This window comes from Bradyrhizobium sp. DOA1 (assembly GCF_001593325.1).
In the GTDB taxonomy this organism is placed as follows: Bacteria; Pseudomonadota; Alphaproteobacteria; order Rhizobiales; family Xanthobacteraceae; genus Bradyrhizobium.
Window position 1 is genome coordinate 90,951 of the sequence record NZ_JXJM01000001.1, and the last position, 14,694, is coordinate 105,644.

A 14,694-nucleotide genomic window follows, 5' to 3' on the forward strand; every position below is an offset into this window, starting at 1 on the left:
AGTGGGCAAAGGGGCGATGCAAACCGCTCCCAGCGATGACAAAGACTATCTGATCCCCTCGGCCACGCGTGCAACTCTTCCTCCTGATCTCAGCTTTTTGCTGGGTTCTTTTTTTGATTGCGGCATCAGACCCCCGAGTGCCGCTTCGATGTTCCTTACCATCGCGAGCAGACGCGGTCCAATGTCGTTGATCAAACGCTCTTCCGTGAAACGGAATGCGGGCGCGCCGCAATTGAATGCGTAAGGTCCAGTTCCGTCGTTGAGCTTGAGCGCGACGCCGGCGGCGCCGATGTCGTCGTGCCAGTCGCCGACCGAAATCGCAAATCCGTACTTCGCCACGGTCTCGCCGGAACGTTCCAATCCATCGCGCATCTTTGGCCAGCGGCTGCCGTAATGCTCGCGCAGCAGACGCGAGAGCTCCGCGCGATCGTCGGCGTCGAGCGCCCAGAAATAGGCGCGGCCCATCGCGCTGGTTGCAATCGGTACGCGGGAGCCGACGTCAAGTTGAACGCCGACGGTCTCGCTGCCGCGGCTCTGTCCGAAATAGATCATGCTGTGACGGTCGCGGCCGCCGACGGCGACCGCGCCGCCGGTCGCGCGCATCATTTCCTCGCGAAACGGTTCGGACAAATGCCGAACACCGAGATTTGCGAGTGCGGCGTAGCCGAGTGACATCGCCGCGGGCGTGAGCTGGTACTTCTCGAAGCGCGGAACCGGCGTCAGATAACCGAGCTTTGTCAGTGTATAGGTCAGCCGCGACACGGTCGGCTTGGGCAGATTCGTCCGCGCCGCGATCTCTTGATTGCCAAGAAGGCCGTCATTGGGGTGGAATGCGCGCAATACGTCCAGTCCGCGGGAAAGCGCGACGACGAAATTCCGATCGGTCGCAGTCTTCTTTCCTGTACGCTTCATCCCTGATCTGCTTCTTGCGCGGAGTCGTTGACAACGTCCGTGCTTCAAAATAACCCTGCCGTCAAGATGCGGAATTAAATTCCGCACCGCGAAATCGACAAAAGCATATAGCCCCACCAAGGAGGGACACCGTGAGCGAAGTGGTCAAGCTTGAGCGTCATGACGAAGTCGGCATCGTCACGGTCAACAGTCCTCCGGTCAACGCGCTCAGTGCCGCAGTGCGCGGCGGAATCCTGGAATGCATCAAGGCCGCTGTCGCCGATCCCGCCATCAAGGGCATCGTGCTGACCTGCGCCGGCCGCACCTTCATTGCGGGTGCGGACATCACCGAGTTCGGCAAACCGCCGAAGCCGCCGGCTCTCAACGACGTGCTGTCCGAAATCGAGAATTCGTCGAAGCCGGTGGTTGCTGCGATCCACGGCACCGCGCTCGGCGGCGGGCTCGAGGTTGCGCTCGCCTGCCATTTCCGTGTCGCGGTGAAAGAGGCCAAGCTCGGCCTGCCCGAGGTGAAGCTCGGCCTGCTGCCGGGCGCCGGCGGCACTCAGCGTCTGCCCCGCGCGGTCGGTCCCGAGCTCGCCGTCAAGATGATCGTCGGCGGTGATCCCATCGGTGCTGCGGAAGCACTGAAGAACGGTCTGATCGAGGAGATCGTCGAGGGCCCGGCCTCCGGCGGCGAGGCCTTCGTGCGCAAGCTGATCGCGGAGAAGCGTCCCCTGCGCCGCCTGCGCGACGACGATTCCAAGCTCGCCGCGGCCAAAGCCGACCGTTCGATCTTCACCAACGCCGTTGCCGCCATGACCAAGAAGTCGCGCGGCCTTGAGGCGCCGTTCGCGGCGGCCGACGCCGTTGGCTGCGCCATTGACCTACCCTTCGACGAGGGCCTGAAGAAAGAGCGCGAGGGCTTCCTCAAGCTCGTCGCCAGCGACCAGTCCAAGGCGCAGCGCTACGCCTTCTTCGCCGAGCGCGAAGCCAACAAGATCGCGGGCGTGCCTGAGGGCACCAAGGGGCGGCCGGTGAACCGGGTCGCGATCCTCGGCGCCGGCACCATGGGCGGCGGCATCGCGATGTCCTTTGCCAATGCCGGCATCCCGGTCACCCTGATCGAGACCGCCGAGGAGCAGCTCAAGCGCGGCATGGGCATCATGCAGAAGAACTGGGAAGCGACCGCCGCGCGCGGCGGCATCCCGGCCGATGCGCCCGCCAAGCGCATGGCGCTGATCGACGGCAAGGTCGGCATCGAGAATGTCGGCGATGCCGACCTCGTCATCGAGGCCGTGTTCGAGACCATGGCGGTGAAGAAGGAAGTGTTCGGCAAGCTCGACCAGTACGCCAAGCCGGGCGCGGTGCTCGCCTCCAACACGTCCTATCTCAACATCGACGAGATCGCGAAGTCGACCAAGCGTCCGCAGGACGTGCTCGGCATGCATTTCTTCTCCCCGGCCAACGTCATGAAGCTGTGCGAGATCGTGCGCGCCGACAAGACCGCGCCGGATGCGCTGGTCACCGCCGTGACGATCGCACGCAAGATCGCAAAGGTGCCGGCCGTGGTCGGCGTCTGCGACGGCTTCGTCGGCAATCGCATGCTCGCCCAGCGCAGCAAGCAGTCCGAGAAGCTGCTGTTCGAAGGCGCGCTGCCGCAGCAGGTGGATGCCGTCGTGACGAAGTTCGGCATGCCGATGGGACCGTTCGCCATGGGCGATCTCGCCGGCCTCGACATCGGCTGGCGCTCGCGGAAAGATCGCGGCATCAAGTCCGAGATCGCGGATGCGCTGTGTGAAGCCGGCCGCTTCGGCCAGAAGACCGGCAAGGGCTACTACAAGTACGAAGCCGGTTCGCGCGCGCCGATGCCCGACCCCGAGGTCGAGAAGCTGATCGATGAGACGCTGCTCCGTCTCGGCCGCAAAAAGCGCGTCGTCAGCGACGAGGAGATCCTCGAGCGCATGATGTATCCGATGGTCAACGAGGGCGCGAAGATCCTGGAAGAGGGCATCGCGGCGCGTCCCTCGGACATCGACGTGGTCTGGCTCTACGGCTATGGCTGGCCGATCTACCGCGGCGGCCCGATGTTCTGGGCCGACAGCGTCGGCCTCAAGCACATCGCCGATCGTTTGTCGTTCTATGCCAAGGAGACCAACGATCCCAGCCTCGAGCCCGCGCCGCTGCTGAAGAAGCTCGCGGCAGAAGGCAAGACGTTTGCCTCGCTCGCGGCGGCGTCAAAGGCGGCGTGATGGCCGTAGTCTATCCGCACGTCATTCCGGGATGGCCCGAAGGGCCAGGCCCGGAATCCATTTCTCCTCAGAGCGTGCGGCCTGATGGATTCCGGGCTCGCGACTTCGTCGCGCCCCGGAATGACGACTGATTGTGATGCAGGAAATGACCCATCCCGGCGAACAGTTTTATCCCGAAGGCGTGCATTGGGACGACACCATCGTCCAGGGCACGCTCCCGGACCTGTTGTCGAAGGCCGCCGCCGAGTACGGCCCGCGCACCGCGCTGGAATTTCGCGACCGCGCCATCTCCTACGCCGATCTCGCCGCGCGAGCCGAGCGTGCGGCTGCGGCGTTCCTGCGCGCCAGCTGCGGCAAGGATTCCTCCGTCGCGCTGTTCCTCGGCAACACGCCGGATCACCCCATCACTTTCTTCGGCGCGCTGAAGGCAGGTAGCCGCGTCGCGCATCTGTCGCCGCTCGACGGCGAGATCGCGCTCACGCACAAGGTGTCCGATTCAGGATCGCGCCTGCTCGTCACCTCGAACCTCCAGGCGCTGCTGCCGACCGCGCTGAAATTTCTGGAGAAGGGCCTGGTCGACCGCCTCGTCGTCTGCGAGGACGATGATTGGGGCAAGGTCGGCACACCGCAGGCCGCGATCCCCAACGATCCCCGCATCGTCACCTTCAAGACCTTCGTCGAGGGCGCGGCCGCGCCGGCAGCATGGCCGAACGTCGGGGCCGACGACGTCGCGCTGCTGCAATATACCGGCGGCACCACCGGCCTGCCCAAGGGCGCGATGCTGACGCACGGCAATCTCACCTCGGCGGTGTCGATCTACGACGTCTGGGGTAAGCCGTCGCGCGCCGCGCGCGGCGAAATCATCGAGCGCGTGATCTGCGTGCTGCCGCTGTTCCACATCTATGCGCTCACCGTCGTGCTGCTGTCCTCGCTCCGCCGCGGCAATTTGATCTCGCTGCATCAGCGCTTCGACGTCGAAGCCGTGATGCGCGACATCGAGGTCAAGCGCGCGACATATTTTCCGGGCGTGCCGACGATGTGGATCGCGATCGCGGCGCTGCCTGATCTCGACAAGCGCGATTTCTCCTCGCTCAACGCCATCGGCTCCGGCGGCGCGCCGCTGCCCGTCGAGGTCGCAAGCTTCTTCGAGCGCAAGGTCGGCAAGAAGCTCAAGAGCGGCTGGGGCATGACCGAGACCTGCTCGCCCGGCACCGGCCATCCGCCCACCGGTCCCGAGAAGTCCGGCTCGATCGGTCTCATGCTGCCTAGCATCGAACTCGACGTCGTCGCGCTGGACGATCCGAAAAAAGTGCTGCCGCCCGGCGAAGTCGGCGAGATCCGCATCAAGGGCCCGAACGTCACCAAGGGCTACTGGAACAAGCCGGAGGGCTCCGCGGACGCCTTCGTCGACGGCCGCTTCCTCACCGGCGACATCGGCTACATGGATGCGGACGGCTACTTCTTCCTGGTCGACCGCAAGAAGGACATGATCATCTCCGGCGGCTTCAACGTCTATCCGCAGATGATCGAACAGGCGATCTACACCATTCCCGGGGTGCATGAGGTCATCGTGCTCGGCATTCCCGACCCGTATCGCGGCGAGGCCGCAAAAGCCTTCATCAAGCTGAGGCCGGAGGCAAAACCGTTCTCGCTCGAGGAGCTGCGCAGTCAGCTCACGGGCAAGCTCGGCAAGCACGAATTGCCGGCCGCGGTCGAGTTCGTCGACGATCTGCCGCGCACGCCGGTCGGAAAGCTGTCGCGCCACGAGTTGCGTCAGCAGCAGAAACCGTCACAATCCGCTCAACACTCATCAGGAGGTCGCTCTTGACCGACGCCGTCATCGTTTCCACCGCCCGCACCCCGATCGGCAAGGCCTATCGCGGCATGCTCAACGCCACCGAGGGCGCGACCCTGCTCGGCCACGCCATCGGCGAAGCCGTCGCGCGCGCCAAGGTCGATCCGAAGGAGGTCGAGGACGTCGTGATGGGCGCAGCGCTGCAGCAGGGCGCGACCGGCGGCAACATCGCGCGCAAGGCGCTGCTGCGTGCCGGCCTGCCCGTCACCGTCGCCGGCACCACGATCGACCGGCAATGCGCCTCGGGCCTGCAGGCGATCGCGCTCGCCGCGCGCTCGGTGATCTTCGACGGCGTCGAGATCGCGGTCGGTGGCGGCGGCGAGTCGATCAGCCTCGTGCAGAACGACAAGATGAACGGCTTCCACGCGCAGGATCCGGCGCTGCTCAAGATCAAGGGCGAGGTCTACATGCCCATGATCGACACCGCCGAGGTCGTCGCCAAGCGCTACGGCATCTCGCGCGAGAAGCAGGATGAATATTCGCTGGAGAGCCAGCGCCGCACCGCTGCCGCCCAGCAGGGCGGCAAGTTCAAGGACGAGCTCGCGCCGATCACTACGCAGATGGCGGTGACCGACAAGGCGACCGCTGCCGTCTCGATGAAGGATGTCACGCTGTCGCAGGACGAAGGTCCGCGCCCCGAGACCACCGCGGAAGGCCTTGCCGGCCTCAAGCCGGTGCGCGGCGATGGCTTCACCATCACCGCCGGCAATGCCAGCCAGCTCTCCGATGGCGCCGGCGCCTCCGTCATCATGAGCGACAAGGAAGCTTCCAAGCGCGGCCTCAAGCCGCTCGGCATCTTCCGCGGCTTCGTCTCCGCGGGCTGCGAGCCGGACGAGATGGGCATCGGCCCGGTGTTCGCCGTGCCGCGCCTGCTCAAGCGCCACGGCCTCACCGTCGACGATATCGGCCTTTGGGAGCTCAACGAAGCCTTCGCCGTGCAGGTGCTGTATTGCCGCGACAAGCTCGGCATCGACCCCGAGAAGATCAACGTCAACGGCGGTGCGATCTCGGTCGGCCATCCCTACGGCATGTCCGGCGCGCGCCTGACCGGCCACGCCTTGATCGAGGGACGCCGCCGCAAGGCCAAGTATGCAGTCGTCACGATGTGCGTCGGCGGCGGCATGGGCGCGGCCGGATTGTTCGAGGTGTTGCAGTAACTCTTTCTGTCATTCCGGGCCTGCGCCTTACGGCGCATCCCGGAATGACGGCGGATTTGGTAAGAATAAAATCGCTCACAGGAGGATCCGATGGATCTCGCATTCACGAAAGAAGAGCAGGCGTTTCGCGAGGAAGTGCGGCAGTTCTTCCGCGACAACGTGCCGCCGGACACGCGGCGCAAGATGGTCGAGGGTCGTCATCTCTCGAAGGACGAGATGGTGACTTGGTGGCGCATCCTCAACAAGAAGGGCTGGGGCGTCAGCCACTGGCCGAAGGAATATGGCGGCACCGGCTGGACGCCCGTGCAGCACTACATCTTCAACGAGGAGCTCCAGGCTCATCCGGCGCCGCAGCCGCTCGCCTTCGGCGTCAGCATGGTCGGCCCCGTCATCTACACCTTCGGCAATGATGAGCAGAAGAAGAAGTACCTGCCGCGCATCGCCAATGTCGACGATTGGTGGTGCCAGGGTTTTTCCGAGCCCGGTTCGGGATCCGACCTCGCCTCGCTCAAGACCAAGGCCGAGCGCAAGGGCGACAAGTGGATCATCAACGGCCAGAAGACCTGGACCACGCTGGCCCAGCACGCCGACATGATCTTCTGCCTGTGCCGCACCGACAACAACGCCAAGAAGCAGATGGGCATCTCCTTCATCGTGTTCTCGATGAAGTCGAAGGGCGTCACCGTGCGCCCGATCCAGACCATCGACGGCGGCGTCGAGGTCAACGAAGTCTTCTTCGACGACGTCGAGGTGCCCTACGAGAACCTGATCGGCGAGGAAAACAAGGGTTGGGACTACGCCAAATTCCTGCTCGGCAATGAGCGGACCGGCATCGCCCGCGTCGGCGTCTCCAAGGAGCGCATCCGCCGCATCAAGGATCTTGCGTCGAAGGTCGAGTCCGGCGGCAAGCCGATCATCCAGGACCCCGCCTTCCGCGAGAAGCTGGCGGCCTGCGAGATCGAGCTGAAGGCGCTCGAGCTGACGCAGCTGCGCGTCGTCGCCGACGAAGGCAAGCACGGCAAGGGCAAGCCGAACCCGGCGTCCTCCGTGTTGAAGATCAAGGGCTCCGAGATTCAGCAGACCACCACCGAGCTGTTGATGGAAGTGATCGGCCCGTTCGCCGCGCCCTACGACGTGCACGGCGACGACGGCTCCAACGAAGCCATGGACTGGACCGCCCAGATCGCGCCGAGCTACTTCAACAACCGCAAGGTCTCGATCTACGGCGGCTCCAACGAGATCCAGCGCAACATCATCGCCAAGGCGGTGCTGGGGCTGTGACGGTGCGCGCAAGGCAATGACGGTGTCGTCCCCCGCGAAGGCGGGGGACCCAGTACGCCGCGGCGGTCGTGAGTACGGCAGGCGCCTGCGTTTACTGGATCCCCGCTCCAGTGCGCAATTGCGCACAAGGCGGGGATGACGTCTGAGGGTGAGGCGACGGCAGGGCAATTCCCGCCGATTTGGAGAGAAACATGGATTTTGATCTGAACGAGGAGCAGCGGCTTCTCAAGGAAAGCATCGACGGCCTGCTGACCGATTCCTACGATTTCGAGCAGCGCAAGAAATACATGAAGGAGAAGGGCGGCTGGAGCAAAGCCGTCTGGCTCAAGCTCGCCGAGCAGGGCCTGCTCGGCCTTCCCTTCAGCGAAGCCGATGGCGGCTTTGGCGGCGGCGGCGTCGAGACCATGATCGTGATGGAGGCGCTCGGCAAGGCGCTGGTCCTCGAGCCTTATCTCGCGACGGTCGTGATCGGCGGCGGCTTCCTGCGCCATGCAGGCACCGATGCGCAGAAGGCTGCTCACGTGCCCGGGATCATCGACGGCAGCAAGACGCTAGCCTTCGCCCAGCTCGAGAAGAACGCGCGCTACGATCTGTTCGACGTCGCCACGACCGCGAAGAAGAAGGGCGACGGCTGGGTGATCGACGGCGAGAAATTCGTCGTGCTCAACGGCGAGAATGCCGACACGCTTGTCGTCACCGCGCGCACCAAGGGCGATCGCCGTGACAAGATCGGCATCGGCGTCTTCCTGGTCCCCGCCGACGCCAAGGGCGTTGCGAAGAAGAGCTATCCGACCCAGGACGGCCTGCATGCCGCCGACGTTACCTTCACCGGCGTCGAGATCGGCCCGGACGCCGTGCTCGGCAACCCCGAGGATTCGCTCGCGTTGATCGAGCGCGTCGTCGACGAAGCCCGCATCGCGCTCTGCGCCGAGGCGGTCGGCCTGATGGACGAGTCGCTGAAGACCACCGTCGAGTACATCAAGACCCGCAAGCAGTTCGGCGTCGCGATCGGCTCGTTCCAGTCGCTGCAGCACCGCGCCTCCGACATGTTCGTCGCCGCCGAGCAGGCGCGCTCGATGTCGATGTTCGCGACCATGGCTGGTGATTTCGAGGACGCGAAGGAACGCAGCAATGCGATCGCCGCGGCCAAGGTGCAGATCGGCAAGTCGCTGAAGTTCGTGGGCCAGCAGTCGATCCAGCTCCACGGCGGCATCGGCATGACCATGGAGGCGAAGATCGGCCACTACTTCAAGCGCCTGACCATGATCGAGAATACCTTTGGCGACACCGACTACCACCAGCGCCGCGTCGCCGACGCGGGCGGGTTGATTTGAGTTGATCTAGACCACACGACGACTGTCGTCCTCCGCGAAGGCGGGGGACCCAGTACTCCGCGGCGCCAGATCGTTTGCACAATATCCGCCGCGGAGTACTGGATCGCCCGATCAAGTCGGGCGATGACACCGTGTTTGGGGACATGGCGGAGCCGAAAATGAAAAACACCCCGTTCGATCTCACCGGCAAGGTCGCCGTGGTCACCGGCTCCAGCCGCGGCATCGGCCGCTCCTCCGCCGAGTTGCTCGCAAAGCTCGGCGCCAAGGTCGTGGTGTCCTCGCGCAAGGCCGATGCGTGCAAGGAGGTCGCCGACGGCATCAATGCTTCCGGCGGCGATGCCATCGTCATCCCCTGCAACATCGCGCGCAGGAACGAGGTCGAGGCGCTGATCGCGGGCGCGACCAAGCATTACGGCAAGATCGACATCCTCGTCTGTAATGCCGCGGTGAACCCGTATTACGGCCCGCTGCTCGACATCACCGACGAAGCCTTCGACAAGATCATGGGCTCGAACGTCAAGAGCAACATCTGGCTCTCGGCGCTTGCGATCCCGCAAATGGCCGAGCGCGGCAACGGCTCGGTGATCATCATCTCGTCGATCGGGGGCCTGCGCGGCTCCACGGTGATCGGCGCCTACGGCATCTCGAAGGCTGCCGATTTCGCGCTGTGCCGCTCGCTCGCCGGCGAATGGGGTCCGAAGGGCGTCCGCGTCAACTGCATCCCGCCCGGTCTCGTCAAGACCGATTTCGCCCGCGCGCTGTGGGAAGACGAGGCGAATCTCAAGCGTCGCACCGCCACCACGCCGCTGCGTCGCATCGGCGAGCCCGACGAGATCGCCGGCGCCGTGGCCTATCTCGCCTCTGACGCCTCGAGCTTCATGACCGGCCAGACCATCGTCATCGACGGCGGCGTGACTACCGCGGCGGTGTAGTCGCCGCCCGCACGGTCAGCGCGCCTTCGATGGCGCGCACGACGATCAGAGCGGACCGTTCGTCGAGATGCACGCCGTCGGCCCAGCGCAGCTCGCTGCGCGGCGGCTCGATCGGAAGCCAAAGCCCGCGATCCGGAAAGGCGTTGTCGACGATCTCGTCGGTCGTCCTGACAAGGCGCGAGCGCTCGATCTCCGGCGCGAAGGGCACATGAATGAGGAGGACGCGCGCGCCGCGCCGCTGCAGATCGTCGATGAGCTGTCGGATGCGAATCGCATTGGCGCGAACGGGCACGGTCGGGTCACCCTCGTTCATCTGCGCCACCGCACGGTCGAGATAGACCCTGTTGTCGAACGGATCAGGCGGCTGGCCGAGCAGGCGATCCCGTTCGGCACGCGCCTGGGCCGGATCCGGCGGCGCGTGATTCCACGTCTCATAGGCCGCAACCGCCGTTCGCAGCGGGCGCAGCAACGAGGCCTCCGCGCTCGCGCCATGCGAAAATCTCTCGACCAGCGCGCTGTCGGTTTCGCGCGTCAGCACGTTCGTCTCGATCAGAATGGTGTTCGGCAGGCTCGCCTGCCGTGCAACGATCTCGAGCCCGGTGACCGGCGATCCGCCGGCCAACGCCAGATTGCGGATGCGGGGCAGCGAGAAATATTCCTCCTTGAGGCGCCACGTCACCGAGCTGCCGACCAGCACGATGTCAGGCGTGGGCTCGCGCACATAGCGGTTGAGGGTGACGAGCCTGCCGTCGCGGGTGGTGACGGCCGGCTGCTGCAGGGCCGAGCCGAAGCGCGCGGTGGCGAAGCCGCAGACGAACAGCACCACCGCCGCGACACTGGCGCATTTGATCATCCACGAAACTGTCGAATCCTGCCGCATGATCAGAACTGGAAGTAGATGAAGGCGCTGTCCGGCCCGGCTTCGAGATAGGCCAGCGCCGCCAGCGCACCATAGAGATACGGCTCCCATCGCCGCAACCGGCCGTCGACCAGCGCGCCGATGCCGGCATGCTGGATGATCACCGGCAGCGCGTAGAGCAAAGCGAGGTTATAGAACAGCTTCGGCGGATTGGGTGCATCCGTGGCGATGAACATGCCCTTGAGGTAGCCGAGGGCGTGGTCGAAATTCGGCAGCTTGAAGAAGATCCACAGCATCGTCACGCAGAAGAACACGACGCCCATCCGGATCACCCGCACCGCAGGGTTCGCATCGCCGAGAAGCTTCAGGAACGGCCGCTCGATGACGAGCAGCAGCCCGTGCGCCATGCCCCACAGCGCGTAGCTCAGGCTCGCGCCATGCCAGAGCCCGCCGAGGGTCATCACGATCATCAGGTTGAGATAGGTGCGCGCCGGGCCATGCCGGTTGCCGCCGAGGGGAATGTACAGATAGGTCCTGAGCCAGGTCGACAGGGAGATGTGCCAGCGCGTCCAGAACTCCGAGAACGATGCCGAGATGTAGGGCAGGTTGAAGTTCACGGGCAGGCGATAGCCGAACAACAGGCCGAGGCCGAGCGCGATCGCGGAGTAGCCGAAGAAGTCGGCATAGATCTGGTAGCTGTAGAGGAACACGAGCAGCCAGCGGTCCTGCGTGCGCAGCGTCTCGTAGAGCGGGAAGTCCATATAGGACGTCATCTCGTTGAGATTGTTCGCCACATACAGCTTGAAGAAATAGCCGACCAGAATCCATTTCGCGGCCTCGGCGAAGGCAATGTCGTTGATGTGCTTCGGAACGATCTGCGGCATGAACTGGGCCGCGCGCGTGATCGGTCCCGACACAAGCTGCGGGAAGAAGATGATGTAGAGGAACACCTCGCGCAGGCTCACGCTGCGTTTCTCGCGCGTCAGGTCGACCAGCAGGCTGATGTTGTGGAACACGAAGAAGGAGATGCCGATCGGCAGCGGCAGCCGCAGCAGGAAATCGACCGGCGCGACGTCGGTGAGGTGAGCCGCGCCGGCGTCCACGAACAGGAATTTGTATTTGAAGAACGCCAGCAGGCCGAGGTTAAAGACGATGCCGGCCGGCATCCACACGCTTCGGTGCTCGAACGCAAGGACCAGGCAGACATGGGTTCCGAGAACCGCGACCAGCAGCAGCGGCAGCAGCTCGGGCTGTCCGAAGCCGTAAAAGAACACGCTCGCAGCCACAAGCAACTGCACCTGGAAGCGGCGTAGCGGCGGCAAATAATAGGCGCCGAACACCACCGCGACGAAGATGCCGAACTGAAAAGAAGTGAAAGTCATGCCGCCCCGTTAACTTGGCCCGGCGTGTAACATCTTTGCAGGAGCGGTCCTAGTCTTGCGGGCCGAGGCTGCTTCTTTCCCTCTCCCCTTGTGGGAGAGGGTGGCTCGCCGCGGAGCGGCGAGACGGGTGAGGGGTTCTCACCACGTGTGACGTTCTCGCAGTACTTCTCGTGGATAGAACCCCTCATCTCGTGGATAGAACCCCTCATCCGGCGCTTCGCGCCACCTTCTCCCACAAGGGGAGAAGGGAAAGCACTCGGCACCCCGCTCATCCAATCTTGACCTTCCGCCTCCAATCCGCTCCCTTTGGCGCGACACAATGATCCCTTCAGGGAAACACCAAGGTAAGCCGCCATGTCTTTCGTCCTCGCCATCGACCAGGGCACCACCTCTTCGCGCGCCATCGTGTTTCGCGGCGATATTTCCATTGCGGCGAAAGCGCAAGCCGAGTTTCCGCAGCATTTTCCGGCTTCGGGCTGGGTGGAGCACGAGCCGGAGGACATCTGGACGTCGACCGTGATGGTGTGCCGCGAGGCGATCGAGCACGCCGGCATCACGGCAAAGGACATCGCCGCGATCGGCATCACCAATCAGCGCGAGACCACGGTGGTGTGGGACCACGCCACCGGGCAGGCCGTGCACCGCGCCATCGTCTGGCAGGATCGCCGCACTGCCGATATCTGCGCAAAGCTCAAGGCCGACGGCCGCGAGCCGGTGATCTCCAAGAAGACCGGCCTGATCATCGATCCCTATTTCTCCGGCACCAAGGTCGCCTGGATTCTCGACCACGTCCCTGGTGCGCGCGCGCGCGCCGCGCGCGGCGAATTGATGTTCGGCACCATCGATTGCTATCTGCTCTGGCGCCTCACCGGCGGCAAGGTGCACGCCACCGACGCCACCAACGCCTCGCGCACACTGCTGTTCAACATCCATACCGGGCAGTGGGACGACGAGCTCTTGGAGATCATCGGCGTGCCGCGCTCGATGCTGCCCGAGGTGAAGGATTCCTCCGCCCGCTTCGGCGAGAGCACGCCGGATCTGTTCGGCGGCCCCATCGCGATATCAGGCATCGCCGGCGACCAGCAGGCCGCCACCATCGGCCAGGCCTGCTTCCGTCCGGGCATGATGAAGTCGACTTACGGCACCGGCTGCTTTGCCTTGCTCAACACCGGCACGACGCCGGTGGTGTCGAAGAACAAGCTGCTGACCACCGTCGCTTATCAGCTCGACGGCAAGCGCACCTATGCGCTTGAAGGCTCGATCTTCGTTGCCGGGAGCGCCGTGCAATGGCTGCGCGATGGCCTCGGCATCATCAAGCACGCCGCCGAGACCGGGCCGCTCGCCGATCAATCCGACTCCATGCAGAGCGTCTATCTCGTCCCCGCCTTCGTCGGCATGGGCGCGCCCTACTGGAATCCGCGCGTGCGCGGCGCGCTGTTCGGCCTCACCCGCAACACCGGCCCGGCCGAGCTCGCCCATGCCGCACTCGAAAGCGTCTGCTACCAGACCTTCGATCTCTGGGCCGCGATGCGCGCGGACTGGCCCAGCTCTGAAACCGCCAGCGTCGTGCTCCGCGTCGACGGCGGCATGACCGCCTCCGACTGGACCATGCAGCGCCTCGCCGATCTCTTGGATGCGCCGGTCGACCGCCCCGTGATCCAGGAGACCACCGCGCTGGGCGCGGCCTATCTCGCCGGCCTCCAGGCCGGCGTCTATCCCGAGCCGACAAAGTTCGCCGACAACTGGCGCCTCGAGCACCGCTTCAAGCCGAACATGAGCCAGGCCACGCGCGAACGGAAGCTCGCCGGATGGGCAAGGGCGGTGAAGGGCGTGCTGACAAGCGACGAGGGGGAGGGGTAGCGACTTCCTCAGCTCTCCCCATTTGCAGCAGGGCTATCGAATATGGGTTCTTGCTGCAGCCGGTGCGCACGCCTCGTCCTTCGAGACGGCGCTTACGCGCCTCCTCAGGATGAGGCTAATCAGCGTCAGTGCCCCTTGAAACTGCAGCAACGCACTCCGTCCTCATCCTGAGGAGCCCGCTCAAAGCGGGCGTCTCGAAGGATGGCCACAGGGAAAAGCTCACAAATGCGATAGCCCTGCCCCTTGCAGGGAGAGGTCGCCTCAGCCGCTAGTTTGCTCCATAGGAATTCCCCATGATCCTCCCCGACGGCTATTCCGACGTCCCCAACGGCAAGATTGCCGCCGTCGTCACCCATCTGGAGATGACCGCACCTCCCGCGCGCCGCGACGATCCGCCAGGCGCTTGGACCGTGCGCAAGGTCGATGCCCCCGCACTCAATTGGTATCGCGATCTCCACCGCCGCGTCGGCGAAGAGTGGCTGTGGTTCTCGCGGGCACGCATGCCAGACGCTGAACTCGCCGCGATCATCCACGCATCTGATATCGAGGTCTACACGTTGGGCGTGGACGGACGCGACGAAGGCCTGCTCGAACTGGACTTCCGCGAGCCCGGCCAGTGCGAGCTGGTCTATTTCGGCGTCACTGCCCCCTTGATCGGCACCGGCGCCGCTCGCCTCCTGATGAACCGCGCGCTCGGTCGCGCCTGGTCGCGCGACGTCCGCCGCGTCTGGGTCCACACCTGCACCTTCGATCATCCCTCCGCCGTCGCATTCTATCAGCGCTCCGGCTTCCGCCCCTTCCGTCGCCAGATCGAGATCGCCGACGACCCGCGCCTCGACGGCACCGCGCCGCGCGACGCGGCGAGGCATGTGCCGATCATCGAGTGATGCGCGG

The 14,694-nt window shown here is 64.8% G+C and carries 11 protein-coding genes; 8 read left to right on the forward strand and 3 right to left on the reverse strand.

Annotated features, from left to right (window positions below; all coding sequences use genetic code 11):
• Window positions 1-45: 45 nt before the first annotated feature.
• The gene (locus SE91_RS00435; protein ID WP_008541739.1) at window positions 46-912 is read right to left on the reverse strand and encodes an IclR family transcriptional regulator; all 867 of its coding nucleotides are present in this window, start codon (window positions 910-912) and stop codon (window positions 46-48) included.
• Between the two features lie 131 nt (window positions 913-1,043).
• On the opposite strand from SE91_RS00435, the gene SE91_RS00440 reads away from it, so the two are divergent.
• From SE91_RS00440 to SE91_RS00465, 6 genes are all read left to right on the forward strand, one after another.
• On the forward strand, window positions 1,044-3,140 hold the full coding sequence (locus SE91_RS00440; RefSeq protein ID WP_060737192.1) for a 3-hydroxyacyl-CoA dehydrogenase NAD-binding domain-containing protein: 2,097 nt from the start codon (window positions 1,044-1,046) through the stop codon (window positions 3,138-3,140).
• 145 nt (window positions 3,141-3,285) lie between these two features.
• Entirely contained in the window at window positions 3,286-4,968 is a 1,683-nt protein-coding gene (pimA, locus tag SE91_RS00445; RefSeq protein ID WP_061850846.1) for a dicarboxylate--CoA ligase PimA, read from the forward strand.
• Window positions 4,965-6,152, forward strand: coding sequence for an acetyl-CoA C-acyltransferase (locus SE91_RS00450; RefSeq protein ID WP_061846189.1), 1,188 nt, complete (start codon window positions 4,965-4,967; stop codon window positions 6,150-6,152). The genes pimA and SE91_RS00450 overlap by 4 nt, the downstream gene beginning before the upstream one ends.
• 90 nt (window positions 6,153-6,242) lie before the next feature.
• On the forward strand, window positions 6,243-7,433 hold the full coding sequence (gene pimC, locus SE91_RS00455; protein WP_008547097.1) for a pimeloyl-CoA dehydrogenase large subunit: 1,191 nt from the start codon (window positions 6,243-6,245) through the stop codon (window positions 7,431-7,433).
• A gap of 191 nt (window positions 7,434-7,624) precedes the next feature.
• A complete protein-coding gene (gene pimD / locus SE91_RS00460) occupies window positions 7,625-8,767 on the forward strand; it encodes a pimeloyl-CoA dehydrogenase small subunit (RefSeq protein WP_061846190.1) in 1,143 nt (380 codons plus the stop codon).
• Window positions 8,768-8,925: 158 nt separating this feature from the next.
• Window positions 8,926-9,699 (forward strand): SDR family NAD(P)-dependent oxidoreductase, encoded by a 774-nt coding sequence (locus SE91_RS00465; RefSeq protein WP_061850847.1) that lies wholly within the window; start codon window positions 8,926-8,928, stop codon window positions 9,697-9,699.
• Here SE91_RS00465 and SE91_RS00470 read toward each other — a convergent pair.
• Both SE91_RS00470 and SE91_RS00475 read right to left on the reverse strand, forming a co-directional pair.
• Window positions 9,683-10,552, reverse strand: coding sequence for a hypothetical protein (locus tag SE91_RS00470; RefSeq protein ID WP_061846191.1), 870 nt, complete (start codon window positions 10,550-10,552; stop codon window positions 9,683-9,685). The genes SE91_RS00465 and SE91_RS00470 overlap by 17 nt on opposite strands.
• A gap of 29 nt (window positions 10,553-10,581) precedes the next feature.
• Window positions 10,582-11,940 (reverse strand): MBOAT family O-acyltransferase, encoded by a 1,359-nt coding sequence (locus tag SE91_RS00475; RefSeq protein ID WP_061846192.1) that lies wholly within the window; start codon window positions 11,938-11,940, stop codon window positions 10,582-10,584.
• 354 nt (window positions 11,941-12,294) lie between these two features.
• Here SE91_RS00475 and glpK point away from each other — a divergent pair, with 354 nt between their 5' ends.
• Entirely contained in the window at window positions 12,295-13,800 is a 1,506-nt protein-coding gene (gene glpK / locus SE91_RS00480) for a glycerol kinase GlpK (protein WP_061846193.1), read from the forward strand.
• Window positions 13,801-14,093: 293 nt separating this feature from the next.
• Window positions 14,094-14,687: a GNAT family N-acetyltransferase gene (locus SE91_RS00485; protein ID WP_061846194.1), complete on the forward strand. Its 594-nt coding sequence runs from the start codon at window positions 14,094-14,096 to the stop codon at window positions 14,685-14,687.
• Window positions 14,688-14,694: the final 7 nt, after the last annotated feature.

Coding starts and splice junctions, on each gene's coding strand:
- SE91_RS00435 (WP_008541739.1), bottom strand. CDS start 912: ATGAAGCGTACAGGAAAGAAGACTGCGACCGATCGGAATTTCGTCGTC.
- pimA (WP_061850846.1), top strand. CDS start 3,286: ATGACCCATCCCGGCGAACAGTTTTATCCCGAAGGCGTGCATTGGGAC.
- pimC (WP_008547097.1), top strand. CDS start 6,243: ATGGATCTCGCATTCACGAAAGAAGAGCAGGCGTTTCGCGAGGAAGTG.
- pimD (WP_061846190.1), top strand. CDS start 7,625: ATGGATTTTGATCTGAACGAGGAGCAGCGGCTTCTCAAGGAAAGCATC.
- SE91_RS00465 (WP_061850847.1), top strand. CDS start 8,926: ATGAAAAACACCCCGTTCGATCTCACCGGCAAGGTCGCCGTGGTCACC.
- SE91_RS00470 (WP_061846191.1), bottom strand. CDS start 10,552: ATGATCAAATGCGCCAGTGTCGCGGCGGTGGTGCTGTTCGTCTGCGGC.
- SE91_RS00475 (WP_061846192.1), bottom strand. CDS start 11,940: ATGACTTTCACTTCTTTTCAGTTCGGCATCTTCGTCGCGGTGGTGTTC.
- glpK (WP_061846193.1), top strand. CDS start 12,295: ATGTCTTTCGTCCTCGCCATCGACCAGGGCACCACCTCTTCGCGCGCC.
- SE91_RS00485 (WP_061846194.1), top strand. CDS start 14,094: ATGATCCTCCCCGACGGCTATTCCGACGTCCCCAACGGCAAGATTGCC.